Source organism: Gemmobacter lutimaris (assembly GCF_003570715.1).
Lineage (GTDB): Bacteria > Pseudomonadota > Alphaproteobacteria > Rhodobacterales > Rhodobacteraceae > Gemmobacter > Gemmobacter lutimaris.
Map to the genome: position 1 here is coordinate 199,652 of NZ_QXXQ01000001.1, position 22,005 is coordinate 221,656.

19 protein-coding genes are annotated in these 22,005 nt (G+C 64.9%); 9 read left to right on the forward strand and 10 right to left on the reverse strand.

Features of this window, described 5'->3' with window-relative positions:
• Positions 1–3 precede the first annotated feature (3 nt).
• Together D2N39_RS00905 and D2N39_RS00910 are read left to right on the forward strand one after the other, a co-directional pair.
• Positions 4–1,032, forward strand: coding sequence for an extracellular solute-binding protein (locus D2N39_RS00905; protein ID WP_119132932.1), 1,029 nt, complete (start codon positions 4–6; stop codon positions 1,030–1,032).
• Positions 1,033–1,087: 55 nt separating this feature from the next.
• Entirely contained in the window at positions 1,088–2,710 is a 1,623-nt protein-coding gene (locus D2N39_RS00910; protein WP_119132933.1) for an amidohydrolase, read from the forward strand.
• Here the strand turns inward: D2N39_RS00910 and D2N39_RS00915 are convergent.
• Together D2N39_RS00915 and D2N39_RS00920 are read right to left on the reverse strand one after the other, a co-directional pair.
• On the reverse strand, positions 2,694–3,437 hold the full coding sequence (locus tag D2N39_RS00915; RefSeq protein WP_119132934.1) for a nitrilase-related carbon-nitrogen hydrolase: 744 nt from the start codon (positions 3,435–3,437) through the stop codon (positions 2,694–2,696). The genes D2N39_RS00910 and D2N39_RS00915 overlap by 17 nt on opposite strands.
• Positions 3,434–4,102 (reverse strand): NnrU family protein, encoded by a 669-nt coding sequence (locus D2N39_RS00920; RefSeq protein ID WP_119132935.1) that lies wholly within the window; start codon positions 4,100–4,102, stop codon positions 3,434–3,436. The genes D2N39_RS00915 and D2N39_RS00920 overlap by 4 nt, the downstream gene beginning before the upstream one ends.
• 75 nt (positions 4,103–4,177) lie before the next feature.
• Between D2N39_RS00920 and D2N39_RS00925 the strand changes: the two genes are divergently transcribed.
• Positions 4,178–4,924, forward strand: coding sequence for a CbiX/SirB N-terminal domain-containing protein (locus tag D2N39_RS00925; protein ID WP_119133307.1), 747 nt, complete (start codon positions 4,178–4,180; stop codon positions 4,922–4,924).
• Between the two features lie 45 nt (positions 4,925–4,969).
• Here the strand turns inward: D2N39_RS00925 and mog are convergent, their stop codons facing one another.
• From mog to D2N39_RS00965, 8 genes are all read right to left on the reverse strand, one after another.
• A complete protein-coding gene (gene mog, locus D2N39_RS00930) occupies positions 4,970–5,497 on the reverse strand; it encodes a molybdopterin adenylyltransferase (RefSeq protein ID WP_119132936.1) in 528 nt (175 codons plus the stop codon).
• Entirely contained in the window at positions 5,494–5,994 is a 501-nt protein-coding gene (locus tag D2N39_RS00935; protein ID WP_119132937.1) for a DUF2478 domain-containing protein, read from the reverse strand. Before D2N39_RS00935 ends, mog begins: the two co-directional genes overlap by 4 nt.
• 61 nt (positions 5,995–6,055) lie before the next feature.
• On the reverse strand, positions 6,056–7,105 hold the full coding sequence (locus D2N39_RS00940; RefSeq protein WP_119132938.1) for an ABC transporter ATP-binding protein: 1,050 nt from the start codon (positions 7,103–7,105) through the stop codon (positions 6,056–6,058).
• Complete coding sequence (locus tag D2N39_RS00945) at positions 7,105–7,896, reverse strand: ABC transporter permease (protein WP_119132939.1); 792 nt, start codon at positions 7,894–7,896, stop codon at positions 7,105–7,107. The genes D2N39_RS00940 and D2N39_RS00945 overlap by 1 nt, the downstream gene beginning before the upstream one ends.
• Positions 7,893–8,768: an ABC transporter permease gene (locus D2N39_RS00950; RefSeq protein ID WP_119132940.1), complete on the reverse strand. Its 876-nt coding sequence runs from the start codon at positions 8,766–8,768 to the stop codon at positions 7,893–7,895. Before D2N39_RS00950 ends, D2N39_RS00945 begins: the two co-directional genes overlap by 4 nt.
• A 98-nt stretch (positions 8,769–8,866) precedes the next feature.
• A complete protein-coding gene (locus D2N39_RS00955; RefSeq protein ID WP_407645517.1) occupies positions 8,867–9,973 on the reverse strand; it encodes an ABC transporter substrate-binding protein in 1,107 nt (368 codons plus the stop codon).
• A gap of 268 nt (positions 9,974–10,241) precedes the next feature.
• A complete protein-coding gene (locus tag D2N39_RS00960; protein ID WP_119132942.1) occupies positions 10,242–11,639 on the reverse strand; it encodes an aspartate aminotransferase family protein in 1,398 nt (465 codons plus the stop codon).
• A gap of 127 nt (positions 11,640–11,766) precedes the next feature.
• Positions 11,767–12,036 (reverse strand): usg protein, encoded by a 270-nt coding sequence (locus D2N39_RS00965; protein ID WP_054303412.1) that lies wholly within the window; start codon positions 12,034–12,036, stop codon positions 11,767–11,769.
• 232 nt (positions 12,037–12,268) lie between these two features.
• Here D2N39_RS00965 and gyrA point away from each other — a divergent pair, with 232 nt between their 5' ends.
• The 6 genes from gyrA to D2N39_RS00995 all read left to right on the forward strand — a co-directional run bounded on the left by gyrA (position 12,269) and on the right by D2N39_RS00995 (position 21,972).
• Positions 12,269–14,953, forward strand: a complete 2,685-nt coding sequence (gene gyrA, locus D2N39_RS00970; RefSeq protein ID WP_119133308.1) for a DNA gyrase subunit A — start codon at positions 12,269–12,271, stop codon at positions 14,951–14,953.
• 78 nt (positions 14,954–15,031) lie between these two features.
• Entirely contained in the window at positions 15,032–15,382 is a 351-nt protein-coding gene (locus tag D2N39_RS00975) for a DUF6614 family protein (protein WP_119132943.1), read from the forward strand.
• Positions 15,383–15,409: 27 nt separating this feature from the next.
• The gene (gene trmFO, locus D2N39_RS00980) at positions 15,410–16,747 is read left to right on the forward strand and encodes a methylenetetrahydrofolate--tRNA-(uracil(54)-C(5))-methyltransferase (FADH(2)-oxidizing) TrmFO (protein ID WP_119132944.1); all 1,338 of its coding nucleotides are present in this window, start codon (positions 15,410–15,412) and stop codon (positions 16,745–16,747) included.
• Positions 16,729–17,574 carry a tRNA glutamyl-Q(34) synthetase GluQRS gene (gene gluQRS / locus D2N39_RS00985; protein WP_119132945.1) on the forward strand — a complete coding sequence of 282 codons (846 nt, stop codon included), beginning with the start codon at positions 16,729–16,731 and terminating at the stop codon, positions 17,572–17,574. The genes trmFO and gluQRS overlap by 19 nt, the downstream gene beginning before the upstream one ends.
• A gap of 128 nt (positions 17,575–17,702) precedes the next feature.
• A complete protein-coding gene (locus D2N39_RS00990) occupies positions 17,703–18,866 on the forward strand; it encodes an efflux RND transporter periplasmic adaptor subunit (RefSeq protein WP_119132946.1) in 1,164 nt (387 codons plus the stop codon).
• A 1-nt stretch (position 18,867) separates the two neighbouring features.
• Complete coding sequence (locus D2N39_RS00995; protein WP_119132947.1) at positions 18,868–21,972, forward strand: efflux RND transporter permease subunit; 3,105 nt, start codon at positions 18,868–18,870, stop codon at positions 21,970–21,972.
• Positions 21,973–22,005: the final 33 nt, after the last annotated feature.

The window sequence follows — 22,005 nt, forward strand, 5'->3', positions numbered from 1 at the left end:
CATATGACCAGAACCACCCGCCTTCTTGGCCTGACCGCCGCGCTTGCCACCCTGCCGCTGGCCGCCATGGCCGAGGGAGAGCTGCATATCTACGCATGGTCCGACAGCATCGCCCCCGATCTGGTGGCGAAGTTCGAGGCCGAGACCGGCATCAAGGTCACCATGGACGGCTTCAACGCCAACGAAGACCTGCTGACCAAGTTGCAGGCCGGGGCCTCGGGCTATGATCTGGTGACGCCCTCGCAGCATTTCGTGCGGATCATGATCGACCAAGGACTGCTCGAGGACATCGACGCCCATGATCTTGCCGCCTATCAGGCGGTGGACGAAAAGTGGCGCGGCCAGTGGTGGGACGAGACCAACGAATATTCCATCCCGCTGGCCTATGGCACCGCTGGCTTCACCGTGAACCGCGATCAATACAAGAGGCCGGTGGATAGCTGGTCGGTGTTCTTCGAGCCGACGGAAGACCTGAAGGGCAAGATCGCGCAGCTTTCCTACCCTGACGAGATCGTGGGCGCCGCGCAGCTTTACCTTGGCGTGCCCTTCTGTTCCGAGGACTCGGCCGAAATGAAGCGCGTCTATGACCTGCTGGCCGCACAGAAACCCTTTGTCGCCGCCTATACCAGCGACAATATCGAAAACCGCATCGGCGGCGGTGAAGTGGCGATGCACTTCTGGTGGGACGGCAACTCGATGAAGACCCGCCTGAACGACAAGGCCCCCATCGAATATGCCATGCCGAAAGAGGGGCTGGTCGGCTGGCTTGACAGTTTCGTGGTGCCCAAGGGGGCTGCGAATGTCGAAAATGCCAAGAAGTTCATCGACTTCATGTCCACGGTGGAGAATGCGACGGCGCAGTATAACTACTACGGCCATTCCGCCCCGGTGAAGATCGACACCGCCACCGCGACCTATACGCCGGAAAACGCGCCGGAACTGTTCCCGACGGTGAAGGTGGAATTTTCACGCGCCTGCTCGCCCGCCGCGCAGGATCTGGTGACGAAGGTCTGGACCCAGCTTCTGCAATGATCCCCCTCGCCCGGCGGCGCGCTGCCGCCGGGCCTTTTTCCGGCCGGAGACCGCCATGGACCTCGTGATCCGCAATGCCCGCAGTTTTCCCGATGGTGCCGCCGTGGCACTGGCGGTGCAGGACGGCCTGATCGCCTGGATCGGGCCGGACGGCGAGGCGCCCGCCACTACGCAGATCATCGACGCGGGCGGCGCCACGCTGCTGCCGGCCTTCACCGAAAGCCATGTGCACCTGTTTCTGGGCGGCACCGCGCTGGGGCAATTGAACCTCGCCGCCATCGGTGACACCGCCAGCTTCCGGTCAGCCTTGCGCCACTTCGCGGACAGCCTGTCGCCGGGCGCGTTCCTTTGCGGCTATGCCGCGAATTACGAAATGCTCGGCCCCGGCACCCGGCCCGACCGGCATGCACTGGATGCGGCGGTGGCCGATCGGCCAGTGTTCATCACCTCCACCGACTATCACGCGGCTTGGGCCAATACGGCGGCGCTGCAACTGGCAGGTATCCTGCACGGTGCCGAAACCCCGCCGGGAGCGGAGGTGGTGATGGGGCCAGATGGCCTTGCCACCGGCGAATTGCGCGAAGGCGCGGCGATGGAGCTGATCCGCCGTCTGACGCCGACCGGCGGGCGCGACAGCACCGCCATGATCGGGCAAGAACCGCCCGGCACACCCGATGCCGCGATGCGCGCCCGCGACAAGGCCACCATCCTGCGCGCCTGCCATGAACTCGCCCGCCACGGCATCACCAACGCGGTGAACATGGATGGCAACCTTTATCAGGCCGGGTTGTTCACAGAACTGGCAGAGGAATTGCCGATCCGGGTCAAGCTGCCGATGAACCTGACCGAGGATCAGGACGATGCGCGCGTGGCCGCCCTGATCACGCAGGCGCAGGCAGCGCCGGTCGGGCGGCTGGAATTCGGCATGATCAAGATGTTCATGGATGGCGTTTATGACACATGGACTGCGCATGTCGTCGGCGGCTACCCGGACGACCCCGCCAATGACGGGCCGCGACTGATTTCCGCCCCCGCCTTCGCGCGGCTGTGCACGATGGCCGATGCGGCGGGATTGCAGATCGCGGTGCATGCCGTGGGTGATGGCGCGGTGCGCGCGGTGCTGGACGGCTACGAGGCCGCCCGCACCGCCAATGGCCCACGCGACAGCCGCCACCGCATCGAACATATCGACACCATCACCGAGGCGGACCTGCCGCGCCTGCGCACCCTTGGCGTCATGGCCTCGATGCAGCCGGTGCATCCACCGGGCAGCGCGGGCCTGCCGCTGGAGCCGACGATTTCCATCATGGGCCGCGCCCGTTGGCCCACCGCCTTCCCTTGGGCGCGGATCGCGTCGCAGGGCACGCCGCTGGCCTTCGGCACCGACTGGCCGGTCTCGCCGCTCGACCCGCTCTATTGCCTGCATTGCGCGCTGTCCCGCCGCCCCTGGGCCGCGGATATGCCCGACCAGCGGCTTGATCTCGCGGCTGCCCTTGCCGCCTATAGCGCTGGCGGCGCCTATGGCATGTTCGCCGAAGCCCGGCGCGGTGCGCTGCGCCCCGGCATGCAGGCGGATGTGATCCTCGTCGCGGGCGATCTGACGGCGCTGGCGGACTGTGCCGATGCCGCCCGTGTGACGCTGACCCTGCGCGAGGGCGAAATCATCTGGCAGGCGTGAAATCCACGCCTTGCGTCGAGGCCCGTGCGGGATCGCGTGCGGGCAGATCGGCGATCAGCAGCGCCTCGGTTGTGCCCGCCCGCGCCACCACCTCACCCTGCGGCCCCGCGATGACCGAGCCGCCGGCATAGGCCAGATCGCCCTCCGCGCCGCAATAATTGGCGTAAAGGATCGACAGCCCGTGATTGGCCGCCATGGCGGGCACCGTCACCTCGGCCACATGAGTGAAGGGCAGCATATTGGCGGTGGGCACGCAGATCACCTCGACCCCGCGTGCGGCCAGCGCCGCGACATGCGGGGCGAATTCGACGTCATAGCAGATGAGCAGCGCCGCCCGCACCCCGTGCAGATCGAACAGCACATATTCGGCACCCGGCGCGAACAGCCGCTTCTCGCGCGGGCCGTAAAGCTGGATCTTGCGATAGCGCGCCTCCTCGCCCGCCGGGCCAATGACGCTCGCGCTGTTCCACAAACGCCCACCGTCCCGCTCGGCCCAGCCGGTCACCAGCCGACAGCCGGGCGGTGCCATGGCCACCAGACGCGCCAGCCAGTCGGCATCGGCCAAAGCGCCCGGATCGGCACAGTTGTAGCCGGGCAGAAACAATTCCGGCACTACCAGAACACCCGCACCAGCCGCCTCTGCCGCCACCCATATGGATGCAAGCCGCGCAAAGCCCCTCTCCACCGCGCCCGCAACCGGCAGCGCCTGCCAGAGCGCAACCCTCATGGCAGCGGGCTCACGCCGATGACAGGTTCATGCAGATGCCAGAGCGCGGCCCAGATCACGACCGCCAGCAAGACCCGCCACCACGCAGGCCGCCAGCCACGCCAGTTCCCCGCGAAAGGCATATTGGACGTGCCCGTAGTCAGCGCCTGCCAGCGCGCAGCGCCCCACAGCCGCCGGTTCCTTCCATCAATCGCCCGCATCCCCAGCGCGGCGAAAACTGCGAACAAGCCAAAGAGGATGACATGCGCCAGATCACCATTGGCCACCAGATGCGCGCCGGACCACAGCAGAAGCGCCCAAAGCAGCGGATGCCGGACCAGCCCTGCAACTCCGGGCCGCGCGGGGTCAAACCCCTCTGCCCGCCCGCCAAAGCTCAGCGGATTGGGGGCACCGGCGGCAAGACAGGCCAGCAAGACCACAACCGGCATCACCAGATTGACCAGCCAGCGCATCCATGTCGCCTGATCCCAAAGCGGCACGAAAGGCGCCCGGCCAGCCGCAAAAATGACCCATGCCAACAGCAGCAGGGACAACAGCCCATAGGCCGCCCCATAGCCCGCCCTGCCCAGCCGCGCCACCAGCGCACCCCGCAATGCGGGGCGCGAGGGCACCATATGGCTGACCATGAAGGCCACCATCGCCAGGATGAATTCCGTCCAGCCCATCGCTCACCTCCAGCTTCAGGCTTACGCGCTCTGCGCGCGCTGGACAATCGCCGCGCGGCGCCTATGTTCTGCCCCATGCCCGACGCCCTTCTGATCGCCCATGGCTCCCCCGCCGACCCGGAACCGCAGGAACTCGCCCTTCAGGCGCTGGCCGCGCGGGTTCGGATGTGGTGCCCAGGCTGGCGCATCCACGGCACCACGCTGGCCCTGCCCGGCGCGTTGGAACGGGCTGTCGCCACCCTGCCCGAGGCGGTCATCTTCCCCTTTTTCATGGCCGAGGGCTGGTTCACCTGCAAACAACTGCCCAAACGGCTGGCCGAGGCCGGGATGCCAGCCCCCCGGCAACTTGCCGCTTTCGGCCATCTGCCGGACATGCCCGCCCTCGCGCGCCACCTCGCCCTGACCGCTGCCCGCAACCACGGCCTGCCCGATACCGCAACCCTGCTTCTCGCTGCCCATGGCAGTCAGGTCTCCCGCGCCTCCGCCACCCGGACCGAGGAAATCGCCGCGACCCTGCGCGCCACCACTCCGTTCCGCGTTGTCACCGGCTATGTCGAGGAAACCCCTTTCCTGCACGATGCCGCCCGGATTGACGGCCCTGCCCTGTGCCTGCCGCTGTTCGCCACCCGTGCGGGCCATGTCGCACAGGATGTGCCCGACGCGCTTGCCGCCGCCGGGTTTACCGGCCCGCTGCTCCCCGCCATCGGCGAAGCACCCGAGGCCGCCCGGCTCATCGCCACCGCGCTACAGGATTACCTGTCCGAAAATATCCCTGCCCGAGACACCCGCGCCGGTCCGGTGCAGCCGGCCGGCGCGACATAGCTTTGCGCGGCCCGCACGGGCCGTGCTCCGCCTGAAAAGCGCCGGTCACTTCGCGGGGCGAAAGGCCTTGCAGACATCGGGATCGGTCTCGATCCATCCTGCGCCCATCAGGTCAAGGCAATAGGGCACCGCCGGAAAGACCGCATCCAGACAGGTGGCGATGGCCGAGGGTTTGCCCGGCAGCGTGATGATCAGCGTCTTGCCCCGCGTCCCCGCGCCCTGCCGCGACAGGATGGCCGTCGGCACCTCGCGCAAGGACACCGCACGCATCAACTCGCCAAATCCGGGAAAAATGCGCTCCACCACATCTTCCATCGCCTCGGGCGTCAGGTCGCGCGGGCTGGGGCCGGTGCCGCCCGTGGCGAGGATCAGGTCCGCCCCGCCCTCATCGGCCCAGCGTCGGAAGGCGCTGGCCACCACATCGCGGCCGTCGGGCACGATCTCGCGGATGATCTCCACCTCCGAAATCACCGCCCGCTGTAGCCATGCCTCGATGGCCGGGCCCCCTCGATCCTCGTATTCCCCGCGCGAGGCGCGGTCGGAAACCGTCAGAACCGCAATCCGGGCCGTCATGCCGCACCCTCCGTCAGAACCTGTGACAGCCAGCCCGCCACCGCCTCGGGCGCCACGGGTTCGGCCCGATCGCCTGCAAATTCGTGGAACGCCGCCATATTGCCCCGATTAACCCCGATGAGCACCGGCAGACCGTCCGCCACGGCATCGGCGACCATCTGGCGAAAGCCACGACCCTCGGATTCATGCTTGCCGAACTTGTTGATGATCAGCAGCCGCGCGCCCTGCATCCGGCCCGCAACCTCGGCCACCGCGGTTTCCAGCGCGCCCGCGTCCAGCCGACAGCCCGAAGACCCCGCGCCAAGCTTCTGGCTGATGCGGATGACCGGCCCATCGGGCAGCACCTGCACATCCATCTCGCAATCGGCGCCGCAATCGACATTGTGCTGAACCGCGCCCGCCACAGCGACGCCCCCCGCCAGCAGCCCGCGCGCGAGATCAGCCAGCAGCCTGTCGGTCGCCCCGCGTTCTTCCAGCGTCACATATCCGATGCGCATTCCGCCACCCTTCCGTTGCTTCGCAAGGAATGCCTGCGCATGCGCATCAGCGCAAGGCGGTTCAGCCGCCCAGCACGATCAGATCGCGCGAGGACAGACTCAGCTCCACCACCGCGCCCGGTGCTGGCGGAGGCTGATCGGCACGGTTGAACGTGTCCAGCGCCACCTGCATGCCCGCGACATCGGCGCCAATACGGATAACCGATCCAAGGAAATGCACATCGCGCACCGTGGCGGGCAGGACGACATCATTGCCTTCACGGCGACCCAGATACAGCGCCTCGGGCCGTGCGGCCAGATCGACGCTGCCCCCCGAAACCGGCGCGGGCAGCGTGACCGGCACACCCGCCAGCCGCACACGACCGGCGGCGCCATCCTCGACAGTGGCGGTAAAGGCATTGAGCTGCCCGACAAAATTCGCCACGAACCGGGTGGTTGGCCGGTTGTAGATCTCGAACGGCGGGCCGACCTGATCGGCGATGCCGCCGTTCATCACCACGATGCGGTCAGAGATCGACAGCGCCTCTTCCTGATCATGGGTCACGAAGATCGTGGTGATTCCCAGTTCGCGCTGGATCTCGCGGATCTCGTTGCGCAAGGAGACGCGCACCTTGGCATCCAGCGCCGACAGAGGCTCGTCCAGCAGCAGCACCTCGGGTTTCGGCGCCAAAGCACGGGCCAGCGCGACGCGCTGCTGCTGGCCGCCGGAAAGCTGGAACGGATAGCGGCCACCCAGATCGGGAAGTCCGATCAGGCGCAGCATCTCGGTCACCCGCGCCGCGATCTCGTCGCGCCCCTTGCCCTTGATCTTCAGCCCGAAGCCCACATTCTCGGCCACGGTCATGTTGGGAAACAGCGCATAGGCCTGAAACACCATGCCGATATTGCGCTGGTTCGGCCGCTTGCCCACCACATCGGTGCCCCCGATACGGATCGCCCCCGAGGACGGCGTTTCAAACCCCGCCACCATGCGCAGCACTGTCGTCTTGCCGCAGCCCGAGGGACCGAGAAGCGAGATGAACTCGCCCTGCCCGACATCGAGGTTGAAATCCTTCACCACGCGGTTGGAGCCGAAGGATTTTTCCAGATGCGAAAGTTCGAGGAAGGCCATCAGCGCGCTACCTTGCTGTGCTTTGAGAAACGGGTGACAAGCTGGATCAGGCCCATGCAGGCCCAGGTGATGCCAAAGGCGATCACCGCCAGCGCGAAGGGCTCGTAAGGCTTGTTGGCGCCGATCCGTTGCAGATAGGGCCCGAAGGCCGGGCGGTCGAGCAGCGCCGCAAGGGTGAATTCGCCGATCACGATGGCGAAGGTCAGGAAGGCCCCCGACAGCACCGCCGGAATGACATTGGGCAGGATTACCCGGCCAAGGATGGTGACCCAGCCGGCGCCAAGGCTCTGCGCCGCTTCGGTCAGCGTTGCCACGTCGATGGTGCGCAGGCCGGTATCGACGGCGCGATACATATAGGGCAGCGCAAGGATCGTATAGCCGAAAGCCAGCAACAGGTTGGTGCCCATGATGCTGCCCGTCATCGGCAGCCAGCTGGAAGTATTGTAAAGCCGGATATAGCCGAAGACGATCACAATGGCCGGAATGACCAGCGGCATCAGCGTGATGAATTCGACATAGGGCCGTGCCCAGGGCATCTTCAGCCGCACCCAGAAAGCGGTTGGCACCACGATCAGGATGCCCAGCACGATGGTAACCAGCGCCATCATCACCGAATAGCCGAAGGTCGCCTGAAACTCCGGGTCGGCGATAACCTTGGCATAGGCATCAAGGCTGTAGACCCCGCGCCGCGCCTTGAGGCTGAATTCCGTCAGACCCAGCAGCGGCAGGGCAAAATAGGTCAGGCCGAAGATCAGGACGATCCAGCCGGTGAGGCGGCCCCAGAGGCTCATTTCATCCACCTTTCGGCGCGAATGCGCAGCCAGATGTAAACGATATTGGCGATGGCGGTGACCACGATCATGCCGAAGGCCATGGCATAGCCGAGATTCGGATTGCCCAGCACATCGCCCCGGATCTGCGCGAACAACTGGATCGGCACGATGTTCAGCGCCGAGCCGGTCAGTGCGATGGCGGTCGCCACGGCCCCGAAAGCATTGGCGAACAGCAGCGCGAAAGTGCCCAGCAGCGACGGGAACAGGATCGGAAAGGCCACCATGCGCCAGTATTGCGCGGTGGTGGCACCCAGAACCTCGGCCGCCTCTTTCCATTCACGCCGCAAACCTTCCAGCGCCGGGGTGATGATCAGGATCATCAAGGGGATCTGGAAAAACAGATAGGTGACCGTCAGGCCCCAGAAGCTGAGGATCGAGAAACCGAGGTCACGTTGCAGCACGATGCCGAAATTGTTGCGCAGAAACAGGGTGACAAGACCGACCGGCCCGAAGGTCGCCAGAAAGGCAAAGGCCAGCGGCACGCCCGCGAAGTTGGAGGCCACGCCCGAGAAGGTCATCAACGGCGCCTTGATCGTCTTGGGCACCGCGCCAAAGACCACCGCCGCCGCCATGCCGAACCCGATCAGACACCCCAGCGCCGAGGAGGCGACGGAGATCTTGATGGAAATCCAGTAGCTTGACGGGATGGTGCCGGTGTTCAGATCGCGCAGGTTTTGCAGCGTGAAACCGCCATCGCGGTCCTGAAAGGCGCCGATCACGATATACATGGTCGGCAAGACCAGAAACAGCGTGACAAAGATGACGAAGGGCAGCAGCCCCAGCCATGTCAACGGCAGGCGCCGCCGGGGCGCGGTGGATGCGGTGCTCATGCGGCGCGGGTCTCCGGCTGTGCGGGTTGGCGGCCTTGCGGACATCAGAAAGGGAAACCCGGCCTGCGCGTGGCAGGCCGGGCCGGAGGCGTCAGACCTTACTGGACGTTGGCGCCGACAACGGCATCCCAGCCGCCGGTCACGGCGGTCTTGTTGGCATTCACCTCGTCCAGCGTCGGGAAGTAGGCCGCCTCATAGGCCGCGGCCGGGGGCAGCTTGGCCATGGCGTCGGCATCCAGCTTGCCCGCAGCCGACATCGCGTTGAAGCGCGCCGGGTGGCAGTAGCCCTTCAGCCAGAGGTTCTGGCCTTCATCCGAATACAGGTATTCCATCCACAGCTTCGCGGCATTCGGATGCGGCGCATAGGCCGAGATGCCCTGCACATAGACACCGGCCAGAACGCCCGACTTCGGCACGACCACCTCGACCGGCGGGTTGCCGGCAAGCTCGTCTGCCCAGGCCAGGGCGTTATAGTCCCAGGCCACGACGATCGGCGTCGCGCCCTGCGCGATGGTGCCCGCCTTGCCGATGACCGGAACGAAGTTGCCCGCCTTGTTCAGCTCGGCGAAGTAGTCCAGCCCGGCCTTGCCCGCGGCCTCGCCCGCGGCGGCGCCGGTCGAAAGGCCAGCCGCCAGAACGCCCAGGATCGCCTGGTTCGAGGCACGCGGGTCGCCCGCCAGCGCCACCTGGCCGGCATAATCCGGCTTCAGCAGGTCAGACCAGTCGGACGGGGTTTCCGACACCAGATCCTTGTTCACGATGAAGGACATCACGCCGTAATAGTCGCCATACCAATGGCCTTCCGGGTCCTTGATGCTGTCCGGGATGTCATCCCAGGTCGAAACCTTGTAGGGCATCAGCAGCCCTTCTTCCTTCATCGACGGGCCATAGGCCAGACCCACATCGACAACGTCGGGCGCCTGCGGGCCCTTGTTGTCCTTGTTGGCCTTCACGGCTTCCACCTCGTCAGCCGAACCCGCGTCGGGGTTCAGTTCGTTCACCTGGATTTCCGGGTATTTGGCCTTGAAGCCTGCGATCACGTCGCCATAGCCACACCAGCTGTGCGGCAGGGCGATGGTGGTCAGCATGCCTTCGGCCTTGGCCGCGGCTTCCAGATCGGCCATCGCATCGGCCGAGACCAGGCCCGTGGATGCCATCAGCATCCCCACGGTCACGGCGGCGGTGAGTTTCATCTGCATTCGGATCACTCCCTTGGGGCGCGCATCGGCCCATTGCGTCTCAGTCGCGTCTTATTCTTGGCATGTGACAGTTTTGTTTCACCGCCCTGCCAGACGATCTAAGCGCGGAAGAAAGTCTCGCGCAATGAATCTGTTACGATCTTGTTACTTTTTCTTCACAGGGTGCGCGCGTGAACGATCATTTTCAGGGCCATATGCGCAAAAAAGCGAAAAGGGCGCCCCGAGGGGCGCCCTTTGTCATCTTCGTTTCACGGCGTTCAGGGCCGAATCGCCCTCAGGCTTCGGTAAACAGCCCCTCGGCCTTCACCTCGGCATAGGCTGCGTCCAGCGACTTTGTGGCGCGGTCGATCAGCACGTCGATTTCCTCGGTCGTGATGACCAGCGGCGGCGAGATGATCATGCGGTCATAAACATGGCGCATGATCAGGTTGTTGCGGAAGCAATGTTCGCGCGTGCGGAAACCGATGGTGCCGGGTTTGGCCGCGAACTTCGCCCGCGTGGCCTTGTTCGGCGTCAGCTGGAGCGAGCCCATAAGGCCGACAAGACTGGTCTGCCCCACCATCGGGTGATCGCCCAGCTTGTGCCATTTCTCGGCCAGATAGGGATGCGCCACGTCGCGCACATGGTCGATGATGCCGTCCTCTTCGATGATGCGCAGGTTTTCCAGCGCCACGGCCGAAGCGACGGGGTGCCCGGAATAGGTATAGCCGTGGTTGAAATCGTCATCGGCATTGCCGATCACATGCGCCACCTCGTCACAGACGATGGAGCCACCGATGGGCTGATAGCCCGAGGACAGGCCCTTGGCGATGGTGATGATATGCGGCTTGATCCCGAAGGTTTCGCAGGCGAACCAGTTGCCGGTGCGGCCAAAGCCGGTGATGACCTCGTCCACGATCAGAAGGATGCCGTATTTATCGCAGATGCGCTGGATTTCCGGCCAGTAGGTCGAGGGCGGCACGATGACGCCGCCGGCACCCTGGATCGGCTCGCCGATGAAGGCCGCCACCTTGTCGGCGCCGACTTCGAGGATCTTCTCCTCCAGTTCGCGGGCGCGCAGCAGGCCGAATTCCTCGGGCGTCATCTCGCCGCCCTCAGCCCACCAATGCGGCTGGCCGATATGTTCGATCCCGTCGATCTTGCCACCCGCCGCATGGATATAGGGCATACCGCCCAGGCTGCCGCCGCCCATGGTGGAGCCGTGATAGCCATTCTTGCGCGCGATGATCACCCGACGCTCGGGCTGGCCCTTGATGTCCCAGTAGCGGCGCACAAGGCGGATATTGGTGTCGTTGGCCTCGGACCCCGAAGAGGCGAAGAACACATGGTTCAGGTCGCCCGGCGCCAGTTCCGCCAGCTTCGCGGCCAGCGCGATGGCGGGCACATGGGTCGTCATGAAGAAAGTGTTGTAATAGCTCAACTCACGCATCTGGCGCGCGGCGGCATCGGCCAGTTCACCCCGGCCGTAGCCCACGTTCACGCACCACAGCCCGGCCATGCCGTCAATGATGCGGCTGCCCTCGCTGTCAGTCAGCCAGACGCCCTGCCCCGAGGTGATGACGCGCACGCCCTTCTTGGCCAGCGCCCCGTCCGAGGTGAAGGGATGCATGTGATGCGCCGCGTCCAGCGCCTGAAGCTCTGCCGTCGGCAGGTGGTTGGTGATCTTGTTCATTCTCGGCCTCGTCGTCAGAAGTGCGGAACCCGGATGCGGATTCGACGGATTGCCCCCACCTTACGGGCTTCGTGTGACAGGCGCAAGAATTTGATCAAATTAAACCTGCGGTCAGTGCAGCCGGATTTCAGTGCAGCCGGAATTCGCCGACCATGTTGCGCCACTCCCCCGGCCCGATCAGCTTGCGATGGGTAAAGCGAACGGAATGCAGCGGCCCCTCGATCTGTTCCTGCCAGAATTCGACAAAGCGAAAGAGGCGCGGGTAGTCGGGCGCCAGATCGTAGTCCTGCCAGATGAAGCTGTTCAGCACATGGCGGAAATCAGGCATCCGGTAATAGAATTCCGCGGTCGTCAGGCCATAGCCCTTCAGCATCAGTTCCGTCTCTTGATGGTCCATATCATGCCTCCACGTTTCTTCTTGTGGAATCATCCTGCCAAATCCGGGTTATTTTTCAATAAAAACAGTTTGTTGTCAGGCACCCCGCCCGGCTGCCAGATCGCGGCCAGATGCGCGGTTGCACCCCATATCTGCGATGGTCTATAGTGCCGCCAACTAGATCCGGGGCCTTGAAACCCCAAGTCAGAAGAAGGCGCCCCGCGTGTCCGATCAGCCGGAAGATATTGAAAACATGGAAGAACCGCCGCGTGGCACCTATGATGGCCCGCAGGTTTCCATCGAGAAAGAGATGAAGACGGCCTATCTCGATTACGCGATGAGCGTGATCGTGAGCCGTGCCATCCCCGATCTGCGCGACGGCCTGAAACCTGTGCATCGGCGCATTCTTTACGCGATGCACGAAACCGGCAACACGCATGACAAGCCCTATCGCAAGTCGGCGCGTCCGGTGGGCGACGTGATGGGGAAATATCACCCGCATGGCGATGGCGCGATCTATGACGCGCTGGTGCGGATGGCGCAGCCCTTCAGCATGTCGCTGAAATTGCTGGACGGTCAGGGTAACTTCGGCTCGATGGACGGCGATAACGCCGCCGCCATGCGCTATACCGAAGTGCGGATGGACAAGCCCGCCGCCTTCCTGCTGGCCGACATCGACAAGGATACGGTCGATTTTCAGGACAACTACGACGGCAAGGACAGAGAGCCGACCGTCCTTCCCGCCCGTTTTCCCAATATGCTGGTCAATGGCGCGGGCGGCATTGCCGTCGGCATGGCGACCAATATCCCGCCGCATAACCTTGGCGAGGTGATCGACGGCTGCCTTGCCATGATCGAGAACCCCGACCTTTCGACCGAGCGGCTGATGGAGCTGATCCCCGGCCCCGATTTCCCGACCGGCGGCCAGATCCTTGGCCGGGGCGGCATCCGCAAGGCTTACCTTGAGGGGCGTGGCTCGGTCATCATGCGGGCCAAGACGCGCGTGGAGGAAATCCGCAAGGACCGCTGGGCCATCGTCGTCGATGAGATCCCCTATCAGGTGAACAAGGCCACGATGATCGAAAAGATCGCCGAGCTTGTGCGCGAGAAACGGGTGGAGGGCATCGCCAATATCGCCGACGAATCCGACCGGATCGGCGTGCGTGTGGTGATCGAGCTGAAACGCGACGCGACGCCGGATGTGGTGCTGAACCAGCTGTTCCGCTTCTCGCCGCTGCAAGGCTCGTTCGGCTGCAACATGCTGGCGCTGAACGGCGGGCGTCCCGAAACGCTGGCGCTGCGGGATTTCATCAGCCATTTCCTGACCTTCCGCGAGGAAGTTGTTGCGCGCCGCACCGCTTATGAACTCCGCAAGGCGCGCGAACGCAGCCATATCCTCTGCGGTCTGGCAGTGGCCGTGTCCAACGTGGACGAGGTGGTCGCCACCATCCGGTCGTCGGCCGATCCGGCCGAGGCACGCGAGCGGCTGATGACGCGGCGCTGGCCCGCGCATGATATCGCGGCCTATATCCGGCTGATCGACGATCCGACCCACAAGATGAACGACGATGGCACCTATAACCTGTCGGAAACGCAGGCCCGCGCCATCCTCGACCTGCGCCTGCAACGCCTGACGGCGATGGGCGTCAAGGAAATCACCGACGAGCTGGAAGAGCTGGCCGCCAAGATCAAGGACTACCTTGATATCCTGTCGTCGCGCGACCGCATCATGGGCATCATCTCGGCCGAACTGACCGAGGTGAAAGACCTGTTCGCCATCCCCCGCCGCACCGAGATCATCGACTGGGCTGGCGACATGGATGACGAGGATCTGATCGAGCGCGAGGATATGGTCGTCACCATCACCTCGGGCGGCTATATCAAGCGCACGCCGCTGGCCGAATTCCGCAGCCAGAACCGGGGCGGCAAGGGTCTGGCCTCGATGCAGACCAAGGAAGATGATGTGGTGACCACGCTGTTCGTGGCCAACACCCATACGCATCTTCTGTTCTTCACGACCGACGGCATGGTCTACAAGCTGAAATGCTGGCGCCTGCCGCTTGCGGGGCGCACCGCGCGCGGCAAGGCCATCGTCAACATCCTGCCGATCGAAACCGGCATTTCCATCGCCGCGCTGATGCCGGTGGATGTGCCCGAGGCCGAATGGGACAGCCTGCAAATCGTCTTCGCCACCTCGGATGGGGATGTGCGGCAGAATGACCTCAGCGATTTCACCAATGTAAAGCGTAATGGCAAGATCGCCATGAACCTGCCCGAAGGCGTGTCGCTGGTGAATGCCGCGATTGCCGACGAAAATGACGATGTGATGCTGGTCACTTCGGGCGGGCGGGCGATCCGCTTCTCGACGACCGATATCCGGGTGTTCAAGTCGCGCGGCTCGACTGGCGTGCGCGGCATCCGTCTGGCCGAGGGCGACCGCGTGGTGTCGATGTCGATCATCCGCCATTTCGAGGCCGAACCGGCCGAACGCGCGGCCTATCTGAAACAGCGCCGCCTGATGGCGGGCACGGTAGAGGACGAGGTCGAGGCAGATGATGAGGAAGCCGTGGCCGAAGGGCAGCTTTCACCCGAACGCTATGCCGAAATGTCGGCGGCCGAGGATCTGATTCTGACCGTGACGGCCAAGGGTCTGGGCAAGCTGTCCTCCAGCCATGATTACCCCGTTCGCGGACGCGGCGGCATGGGCGTCACCGCCTTTGAAAAAACCATGCGCGGCGGGCAACTGGTGGCATCTTTCCCGGTCGATCCGTCGGATCAGATCATGCTGGCGACCTCCACCGGGCAGTCGATCCGGGTGCCGGTGGACCAGATCAGCTTCCGCTCGCGTTCTGCCGGGGGGGTGAAGGTGTTCAACACCGGCGGTGATGAAGAGGTGGTTTCGGTCGCCCGCGTGGCCGAAACCGGCGAGGAAGAGTGACAAAGGCCGGGGCAGCGCCCCGGCCTTAACCGTTTCGCAAGGCGACTCGGGGTCTGATGCGTCGAAAGGGAGACGCGGATGAACCTTTATCACTGCATGATCGAACTGAAGTCCGAGGCGCGGGCGCTGGCCTTCGCTGCGGCGGTGGATGGCTGGATGGCCTATCTGAAATCGGCGGGGCTGGTGCTGGACTGGCGGCTGATGCGTCGGAAACTGGGGCTGGCCTCAGGGCGGCACACCGATTTCCTGCTGGAAATTGCCCTGCCCGACATGGCCGCGCTGGATGCGGCCTTCACGCTGTTGGCCAATGCCGACGAGCAGGCGACCCGACGCTATGACCAGATGCACCAGATGATTGCCGAGGTGCAGGTGGGGCTATATCGCCCCTACCCTGATCCCGCGCAGCGGGAGCGCATTGCCTTGATCTGATCCGCGCATGGGTCTATCTGCGGGTCCATGCGCGAGACAATTCATATCATCGGCGGCGGAATGGCCGGATCGGAAGCGGCATGGCAGGCGGCTCAGGCCGGTGTGCCGGTGGTGCTGCACGAAATGCGGCCCGAAGTCGGCACCTTCGCCCATCGCACCGGCAGCTTTGCCGAAATGGTCTGTTCCAATTCCTTCCGCTCGGATGATGACGAGCGGAATGCCGTGGGCCTGCTGCATTGGGAAATGGGCGCCGCGAACGGGCTGATCATGGAAACCGCACGGGCGCATCGCCTGCCTGCGGGTGGCGCGCTGGCGGTGGACCGCGATCCCTTTGCCGAAGCGGTGACTGCGCGGCTGAAGGCGCATCCGCTGATTTCGGTGGAGTATGGCGAGATCACCGAACTTCCACGCGAGGGCCACTGGATCGTGGCAACCGGGCCGCTGACCTCCGGCGCGCTGGCGCAAAGCATCCGGGCGGAAACCGGGGCCGAAAGCCTCGCCTTCTTCGACGCCATCGCCCCCATCGTCTATGCCGAAAGCATCGACATGTCGGTGGCCTGGCGGCAAAGCCGCTATGACAAGGGCGAGACCGAGGAAGAGCGCACCGCCTATATCAACTGCCCGATGACCAAGCCGCAATATGAGGCGTTCATCGACGCGCTGCTGGCCGCCGACAAGACCGAGTTCCACGAAGGCGAGACGGCGGGTTACTTCGACGGCTGCCTGCCGATCGAGGTGATGGCGGAACGCGGGCGCGAAACCCTGCGCCACGGACCGATGAAGCCGGTCGGCCTGACCAATGCGCACAGGCCCGAGGAAAAGGCCTATGCGGTGGTGCAACTGCGCCGCGACAACCAGCTGGGGACGCTCTATAATATCGTGGGCTTCCAGACCAAGATGAAATACGGCGCGCAAACCGCTGTTTTCAAGATGATTCCGGGGCTGGAGAATGCGAGCTTCGCCCGCTTGGGCGGCATCCATCGAAACACCTTCATCAACTCGCCCCGTTTGCTGGACAATCAGATGCGCCTGCGCTCGCGCCCGAATGTCCGCTTTGCGGGTCAGGTGACAGGGGTGGAGGGCTATGTGGAAAGCGCCGCCATGGGCCTGCTTGCGGGCCGCATGGCCGCGGCGGAAATCAGGGGCGAGACCCTGCAGCCGCCACCGCCCGAAACCGCGATGGGCGCGCTGATCACCCATATCACCGGCGGAGCGGAGGCAAAGACCTTCCAGCCGATGAACGTGAATTTCGGGCTGTTCCCGCCGATTGACGCCAAGGGCGGGCGCCGGGGCCGGAAGGACCGCTACAAGGCCTATACCGACCGCGCCAAGGATGCCTTCGCGCAATGGCTGGCGGCGCAGTAACCCGTTTCGCCCCCTCGCCCACCGGGCCGCTGCATCTGGGCCATGCCTATGCGGCGATCGTCGCGCATGACATGGCGCGCGATCTGGGCGGGCGCTTCCTCCTCCGGATCGAGGACATCGACCGCGCCCGCTGCCGCCCGGAATGGGAGGCGCAGATTTACGATGATCTGCACTGGCTGGGCCTGGGCTGGGAACAGCCGGTGATGCGGCAATCCAACCGCCTGCCAGCCTATGCCGCCGCGCTCGACACCCTTGCCACGCGCGGATTGACCTATGCCTGCATCTGCACGCGTGGCGATATCCGTGCCGCGCTTTCCGCACCGCAGGAAGGCACGCCGATGATCGGGCCGGACGGGCCGGTCTATCCCGGCACCTGCCGCCATGCCGGGCATGAGCGCCGGGAGGCCGCCATCCGGCTGGACATGGCGCGTGCCATGGCTGCGGTCGGGCCGCTGGAGTTTATCGAAACCGGCCCCACCCATTCCGGCCAACACCGGATCGACGCGGCGCAGATGATTGCCGGTGTTGGCGACATCGTGCTGGCGCGGCGTGACATGGGCACCTCCTATCATCTGTCGGTGGTGCTGGATGACGCGGCAGAGGGTGTGACGCATGTGACGCGGGGCGAGGATTTGTTCGAGGCGACCGCCATCCATGTGCTGCTGCAACGCCTGCTGGACTTGCCGACGCCGCTTTACCACCATCACCGGCTGATCCGCGATGCCGCAGGCAAGCGGCTGGCCAAACGCGACGATGCGCGCGCGTTAGCGAAATACCGGGCCGAGGGCGTCACGCCGCAAGAAATTCGCGCCCTGATCGGATTGTGACGACGGAAAGTTCGGCGCCGCGCGTATCATCCGGCGGAACCGCATATGCATGGTTGCCGGAGGATGTCGCCAGACCTAGCTTCTGCGGGCGCCCATCCCCTGCGACCCCAGAAGAACAGGATCTACAGATGATTGCATCCCGCACAGCCAGCCTTGTTGCGCTGGCCGTCGCCCTGATGACAGGCATGGCCGGGGCACAGACCCCGCCCTCGGGAGCCGCGCGCGGGCCGACCAAAGTGGGCGTCATCGAGATGCAGCTACAGCCCGTGCGGCGCAGTTCCACCGTGCCCGGACGCGCGGTGGCCTTCGAGCAGGCCAATATCCGGCCCCGCGTGGGCGGTATCGTGACCGAAATCCTGTATACGCCGGGTGCCGAACTGGCCCCCGGCACCCCGATGTTCCGGCTGGACCGGACGCAATACGAGGCTGCGGTGGAAACCGCACGGGCTGCATTGGCGCGGGCACAGGCCACCCTGCCGGTTGCCGTCGCCACGCTGGAGCGGGCGCGCGCACTGGAGGGTTCGGGCAGCACCCGCGCGACGGTCGAAAGCGCCGAAGCCGCCGCCGCCTCGGCCCGCGCCGATGTGCAAAGCGCCGAAGCCGCGCTGAACGTGGCAGAGACCGAGTTGTCCTGGACCGTGGTCACCAGCCCGATCGAAGGCATCGCGGGCGTTCCCGAGGTTTCGGTCGGCGATCTGGTCACGGCGGGGCAAGGCGATGCGCTGGCGACCGTGACCCGGCTGGATCCGATCTATGTAGATATGTTCGAACCTTCGGCGCGTATTCTGTCGATTCAGGACCAGATCGCGCGGGGCGAGTTGAAGCCCGACGAAACGCTGGAGGTGAAGCTGACGCTGGAAAACGGCCAGACCCATGCCAGCGGCGGCACACTGGTCGCGCCCTCGGTCACGGTCTCGCCCACCACCGGCACGCAGGACATCCGTTTCCGCTTCGACAACCCCGATCACCGCATCCTGCCCGGCATGTTCCTGCGCGGCGAAGTGGTTCTGGGCACGGTCGAGGCATTTCTGGTGCCGCAGCGTGCCACGACACTGGGCCGTGACGGCACGCTGTCAGCCTGGGTTGCCACCGCCGAAGGCAAGGCCGAACAGCGCCGGTTCGAGGCGCGTGGCACGCATGAAAACGCGTGGATCGTGACCTCGGGCCTCACAGCGGGAGACCGGTTGATCATCGACGGGCTGAACGGGCTGCGCGATGGCGCGGCGGTGGAGCCGGTGCCGGTGACCATCGACGCCATGGGTGTCGTGCAGGATGTGAAGGCGGCGAACTGAAATGGCGGGCTTTTTCATCGACCGGCCGGTCTTTGCCTGGGTTCTGGCCATCATCACCATGCTGGCGGGCGCCTGGGGGCTGACCACCCTGCCCGTCTCGCAATATCCCGACATCGCGCCGACCACGATCCGCATTTCCGCAAGCTACCCCGGTGCCTCGGCGGAAACCATTGAAAACTCGGTCACTTCAGTGATGGAAGACGGGCTGACGGGGCTGGATGGCCTGCTTTACATGACCTCGTCCTCTTATGCCTCGGGACGGGCCACGGTCACGCTGACCTTCGGGGATTCAACCGACCCCGACATGGCGCAGATTCAGGTGCAGAACAAGTTGCAGCTGATCCAGAACGGCCTGCCCGAAACCGTGCGCCAGCGCGGCATCAGCGTCACGCGGTCCTCCTCGTCCATCCTGATGGTGGGGGCACTGGTGTCGCGTGACGGTCGCTTCACCTCGTTGCAACTGGGCGATCTGATGGGCCAGATCGTCGAGGATGCGGTCTTGCGGACGGAAGGTGTTGGCTCGATCAACTCTTTCGGATCAGGCTATGCCATGCGCATCTGGCTCGATCCCCTGAAGATGGCGCAGTATCGGGTCACGACCGCTGATGTGACCTCGGCCGTATCGGAACAGAACAGCACTGTCACCGTGGGCAGCCTTGGCAGCCAGCCGGTCGTGCCGGGGCAGCAGTTGAGCGTGGCACTGAACGCGCAGGCGCAGCTTGCCACGGTGGAGGAGTTTGAACGCATCATCCTGCGCACCACCGCCGACGGCTCGACCGTCTTTCTGGGCGATGTCGCGCGGGTAGAGATCGGGCAGGAAAGCTATGGTGCGAGTTCGCGTTACAACGGCATGCCGGCGGCCGGTTTCGGTATCAACCTGGCCACCGGCGCCAATGCGGTGGACACCGCCGAGCGGGTTCGGGAAACCCTGACGCGCGTCAGCGCCGCCCTGCCCGAAGGGGTGGAGGTGGTCTATCCCTACGACACCTCGCCCTTTGTGGAGGCCTCGATCGAAAAGGTCTATCACACGCTGGGCGAGGCGGTGGTGCTGGTGTTCCTTGTCATCCTCGTGTTCCTGCAAAGCTGGCGCGCGACGATCATCCCGACCATCGCCGTGCCGGTCGTGCTGCTGGGCACCTTCGGGATTCTGGCCGCGGCCGGGCTGACGATCAACACGCTCACCATGTTCGCGCTGGTGCTGGCCATCGGCCTCTTGGTCGATGACGCCATCGTGGTGGTGGAAAACGTCGAGCGGGTGATGGAGGAGGAAGGTCTGGAGGCTCGCGAGGCCACGCGCAAATCCATGCACCAGATCACCCCCGCGCTGGTCGGCATTGCGCTGGTGCTGTCGGCGGTGTTCCTGCCGATGGCCTTCATGTCGGGGTCGACCGGGGTGATCTACCGGCAGTTCAGCGTCACCATCATCTCGGCCATGATGCTGTCTCTGGCGGTGGCGCTGATTCTGACCCCGGCGATGTGCGCAAGCCTGTTGCGCCCGCGCCGCCATGGTGACGGGATTGCCCCGGCGCGCTGGTTCAACCGGGGGCTGGACGCCTCGACCAACGGCTATGTGCGGGTGGTGAAACATACCGTGCTGCGCCCCTTCCGCATGGTGATCCTGCTGGGTGCCATCGGCGGCGGCGCGTTCTGGCTGTATCAACACCTGCCCGGCTCGTTCCTGCCGCAGGAAGATCAGGGCGTGTTGATGGCGCAGGTCCGGCTGTCGGAAGGATCGACCACCGCTCAGACACAGGCGGTGCTGGAAGAGGTGGAAAACTGGCTGCTGACCCAACAGGATGGGGTGGTCGCCTCGGCCTATGGCGCGCTTGGCTTTTCGTTCGGCGGCGGCGGGCAGAATACCGCCATGCTGTTCGTGCGGTTGAAGGACTATGACGAACGCGCCGGCGGCGTGACGGCGGCGCAGTTTGCCCAGACCGCGAACCAGCGGTTTGGCGGGCATCGCGCGGGGCGCATCGTGTTCACCCAGCCCCCGGCCATTCAGGGTCTTGGCAATTCCTCGGGCTTCACCATGTATCTGCTGGATCAGGCCGGGAACGGGCAGGCCGCGCTTCAGGATGCTGCCACCGATCTGGTGGACCGCGCGACCGAGGACGGGCGCACCGGCTCGTTCCGGGGGTATGAGCAGACCTTCCGCCCGGCTCTGCGGCTGGACATCGACCAGCAGAAGGCCCGCGCCATGGGGCTGAGCCTCAGCGAGGTGAACAGCATGCTGGCGGTGATCTTCTCGGGGCGCGAGGTCAATGATTTCCCGCTTGGGACCGAGCTGAAGCCGGTGATCGTGCAGGGCGAGCCGGAATGGCGCATGCAGCCCGAGGATATCGACGGCTGGTTCGCCCGCAATTCCAGCGGCGAGATGGTGCCCTTCGCCGCCTTCATGACGCAGCGCTGGGATGAAACCTCGCCCTCGCTGGATCGCTACGGCGGCGCGCGCGCCATCGAGCTGTCGGGCGCACCGACCGAGGGCACCAGCTCCGGTCAGGCGATGGAGGTGGTGGAGCAACTGGTCGCCGACATGCCGGGCGGCTATGGCCTTGCCTGGACGGGGCTGTCCTATCAGGAACGGCTGTCGGGCAATCAGGCCCCCCTGCTGTTCGCCATGTCGGCGCTGGTGGTCTTCCTGTGCCTTGCCGCGCTTTACGAAAGCTGGACGGTGCCCTTCGCCGTCATGCTGTCGGTGCCGGTCGGCATTCTGGGGGCGCTGGGGTTTGCACTGCTGTTCGGCCAGTCGAATGACGTCTATTTCAAGGTGGGGTTGCTCACGACCATCGGCCTTGCAGCGCGCAACGCCATCCTGATCGTCGAATTCGCGCAAAGCCTGACAGAGCGTGGCTATACCCTTGTCGAAGCGGCCGCCATGGCCGCGAAACAACGGTTGCGCCCGATCCTGATGACCACCTTCGCCTTCATGCTGGGGGTGTTGCCGCTTGCCATTGCGACCGGCGCCGGGGCCATGGCACAGCGCGCCATCGGCATCGGGGTGCTGGGCGGCATGACCTCTTCTGCGGTCATCGGCATCTTCATGGTGCCCGCCTTCTTCGTAATCGTGCGCCGGATGTTTCCGTCGAAGAAGCCGGTGACGGCCTAAAGAAAACCGCCGCAGGGCTTTCCCCTGCGGCGG

Excerpts from the sequence above, each read along its gene's own strand:
- D2N39_RS00905 (WP_119132932.1), top strand. The coding sequence starts at position 4 with ATGACCAGAACCACCCGCCTTCTTGGCCTGACCGCCGCGCTTGCCACC.
- D2N39_RS00910 (WP_119132933.1), top strand. The coding sequence starts at position 1,088 with ATGGACCTCGTGATCCGCAATGCCCGCAGTTTTCCCGATGGTGCCGCC.
- D2N39_RS00915 (WP_119132934.1), bottom strand. The coding sequence starts at position 3,437 with ATGAGGGTTGCGCTCTGGCAGGCGCTGCCGGTTGCGGGCGCGGTGGAG.
- D2N39_RS00920 (WP_119132935.1), bottom strand. The coding sequence starts at position 4,102 with ATGGGCTGGACGGAATTCATCCTGGCGATGGTGGCCTTCATGGTCAGC.
- D2N39_RS00925 (WP_119133307.1), top strand. The coding sequence starts at position 4,178 with ATGCCCGACGCCCTTCTGATCGCCCATGGCTCCCCCGCCGACCCGGAA.
- mog (WP_119132936.1), bottom strand. The coding sequence starts at position 5,497 with ATGACGGCCCGGATTGCGGTTCTGACGGTTTCCGACCGCGCCTCGCGC.
- D2N39_RS00935 (WP_119132937.1), bottom strand. The coding sequence starts at position 5,994 with ATGCGCATCGGATATGTGACGCTGGAAGAACGCGGGGCGACCGACAGG.
- D2N39_RS00940 (WP_119132938.1), bottom strand. The coding sequence starts at position 7,105 with ATGGCCTTCCTCGAACTTTCGCATCTGGAAAAATCCTTCGGCTCCAAC.
- D2N39_RS00945 (WP_119132939.1), bottom strand. The coding sequence starts at position 7,896 with ATGAGCCTCTGGGGCCGCCTCACCGGCTGGATCGTCCTGATCTTCGGC.
- D2N39_RS00950 (WP_119132940.1), bottom strand. The coding sequence starts at position 8,768 with ATGAGCACCGCATCCACCGCGCCCCGGCGGCGCCTGCCGTTGACATGG.
- D2N39_RS00960 (WP_119132942.1), bottom strand. The coding sequence starts at position 11,639 with ATGAACAAGATCACCAACCACCTGCCGACGGCAGAGCTTCAGGCGCTG.
- D2N39_RS00965 (WP_054303412.1), bottom strand. The coding sequence starts at position 12,036 with ATGGACCATCAAGAGACGGAACTGATGCTGAAGGGCTATGGCCTGACG.
- gyrA (WP_119133308.1), top strand. The coding sequence starts at position 12,269 with ATGGAAGAACCGCCGCGTGGCACCTATGATGGCCCGCAGGTTTCCATC.
- D2N39_RS00975 (WP_119132943.1), top strand. The coding sequence starts at position 15,032 with ATGAACCTTTATCACTGCATGATCGAACTGAAGTCCGAGGCGCGGGCG.
- trmFO (WP_119132944.1), top strand. The coding sequence starts at position 15,410 with ATGCGCGAGACAATTCATATCATCGGCGGCGGAATGGCCGGATCGGAA.
- gluQRS (WP_119132945.1), top strand. The coding sequence starts at position 16,729 with ATGGCTGGCGGCGCAGTAACCCGTTTCGCCCCCTCGCCCACCGGGCCG.
- D2N39_RS00990 (WP_119132946.1), top strand. The coding sequence starts at position 17,703 with ATGATTGCATCCCGCACAGCCAGCCTTGTTGCGCTGGCCGTCGCCCTG.
- D2N39_RS00995 (WP_119132947.1), top strand. The coding sequence starts at position 18,868 with ATGGCGGGCTTTTTCATCGACCGGCCGGTCTTTGCCTGGGTTCTGGCC.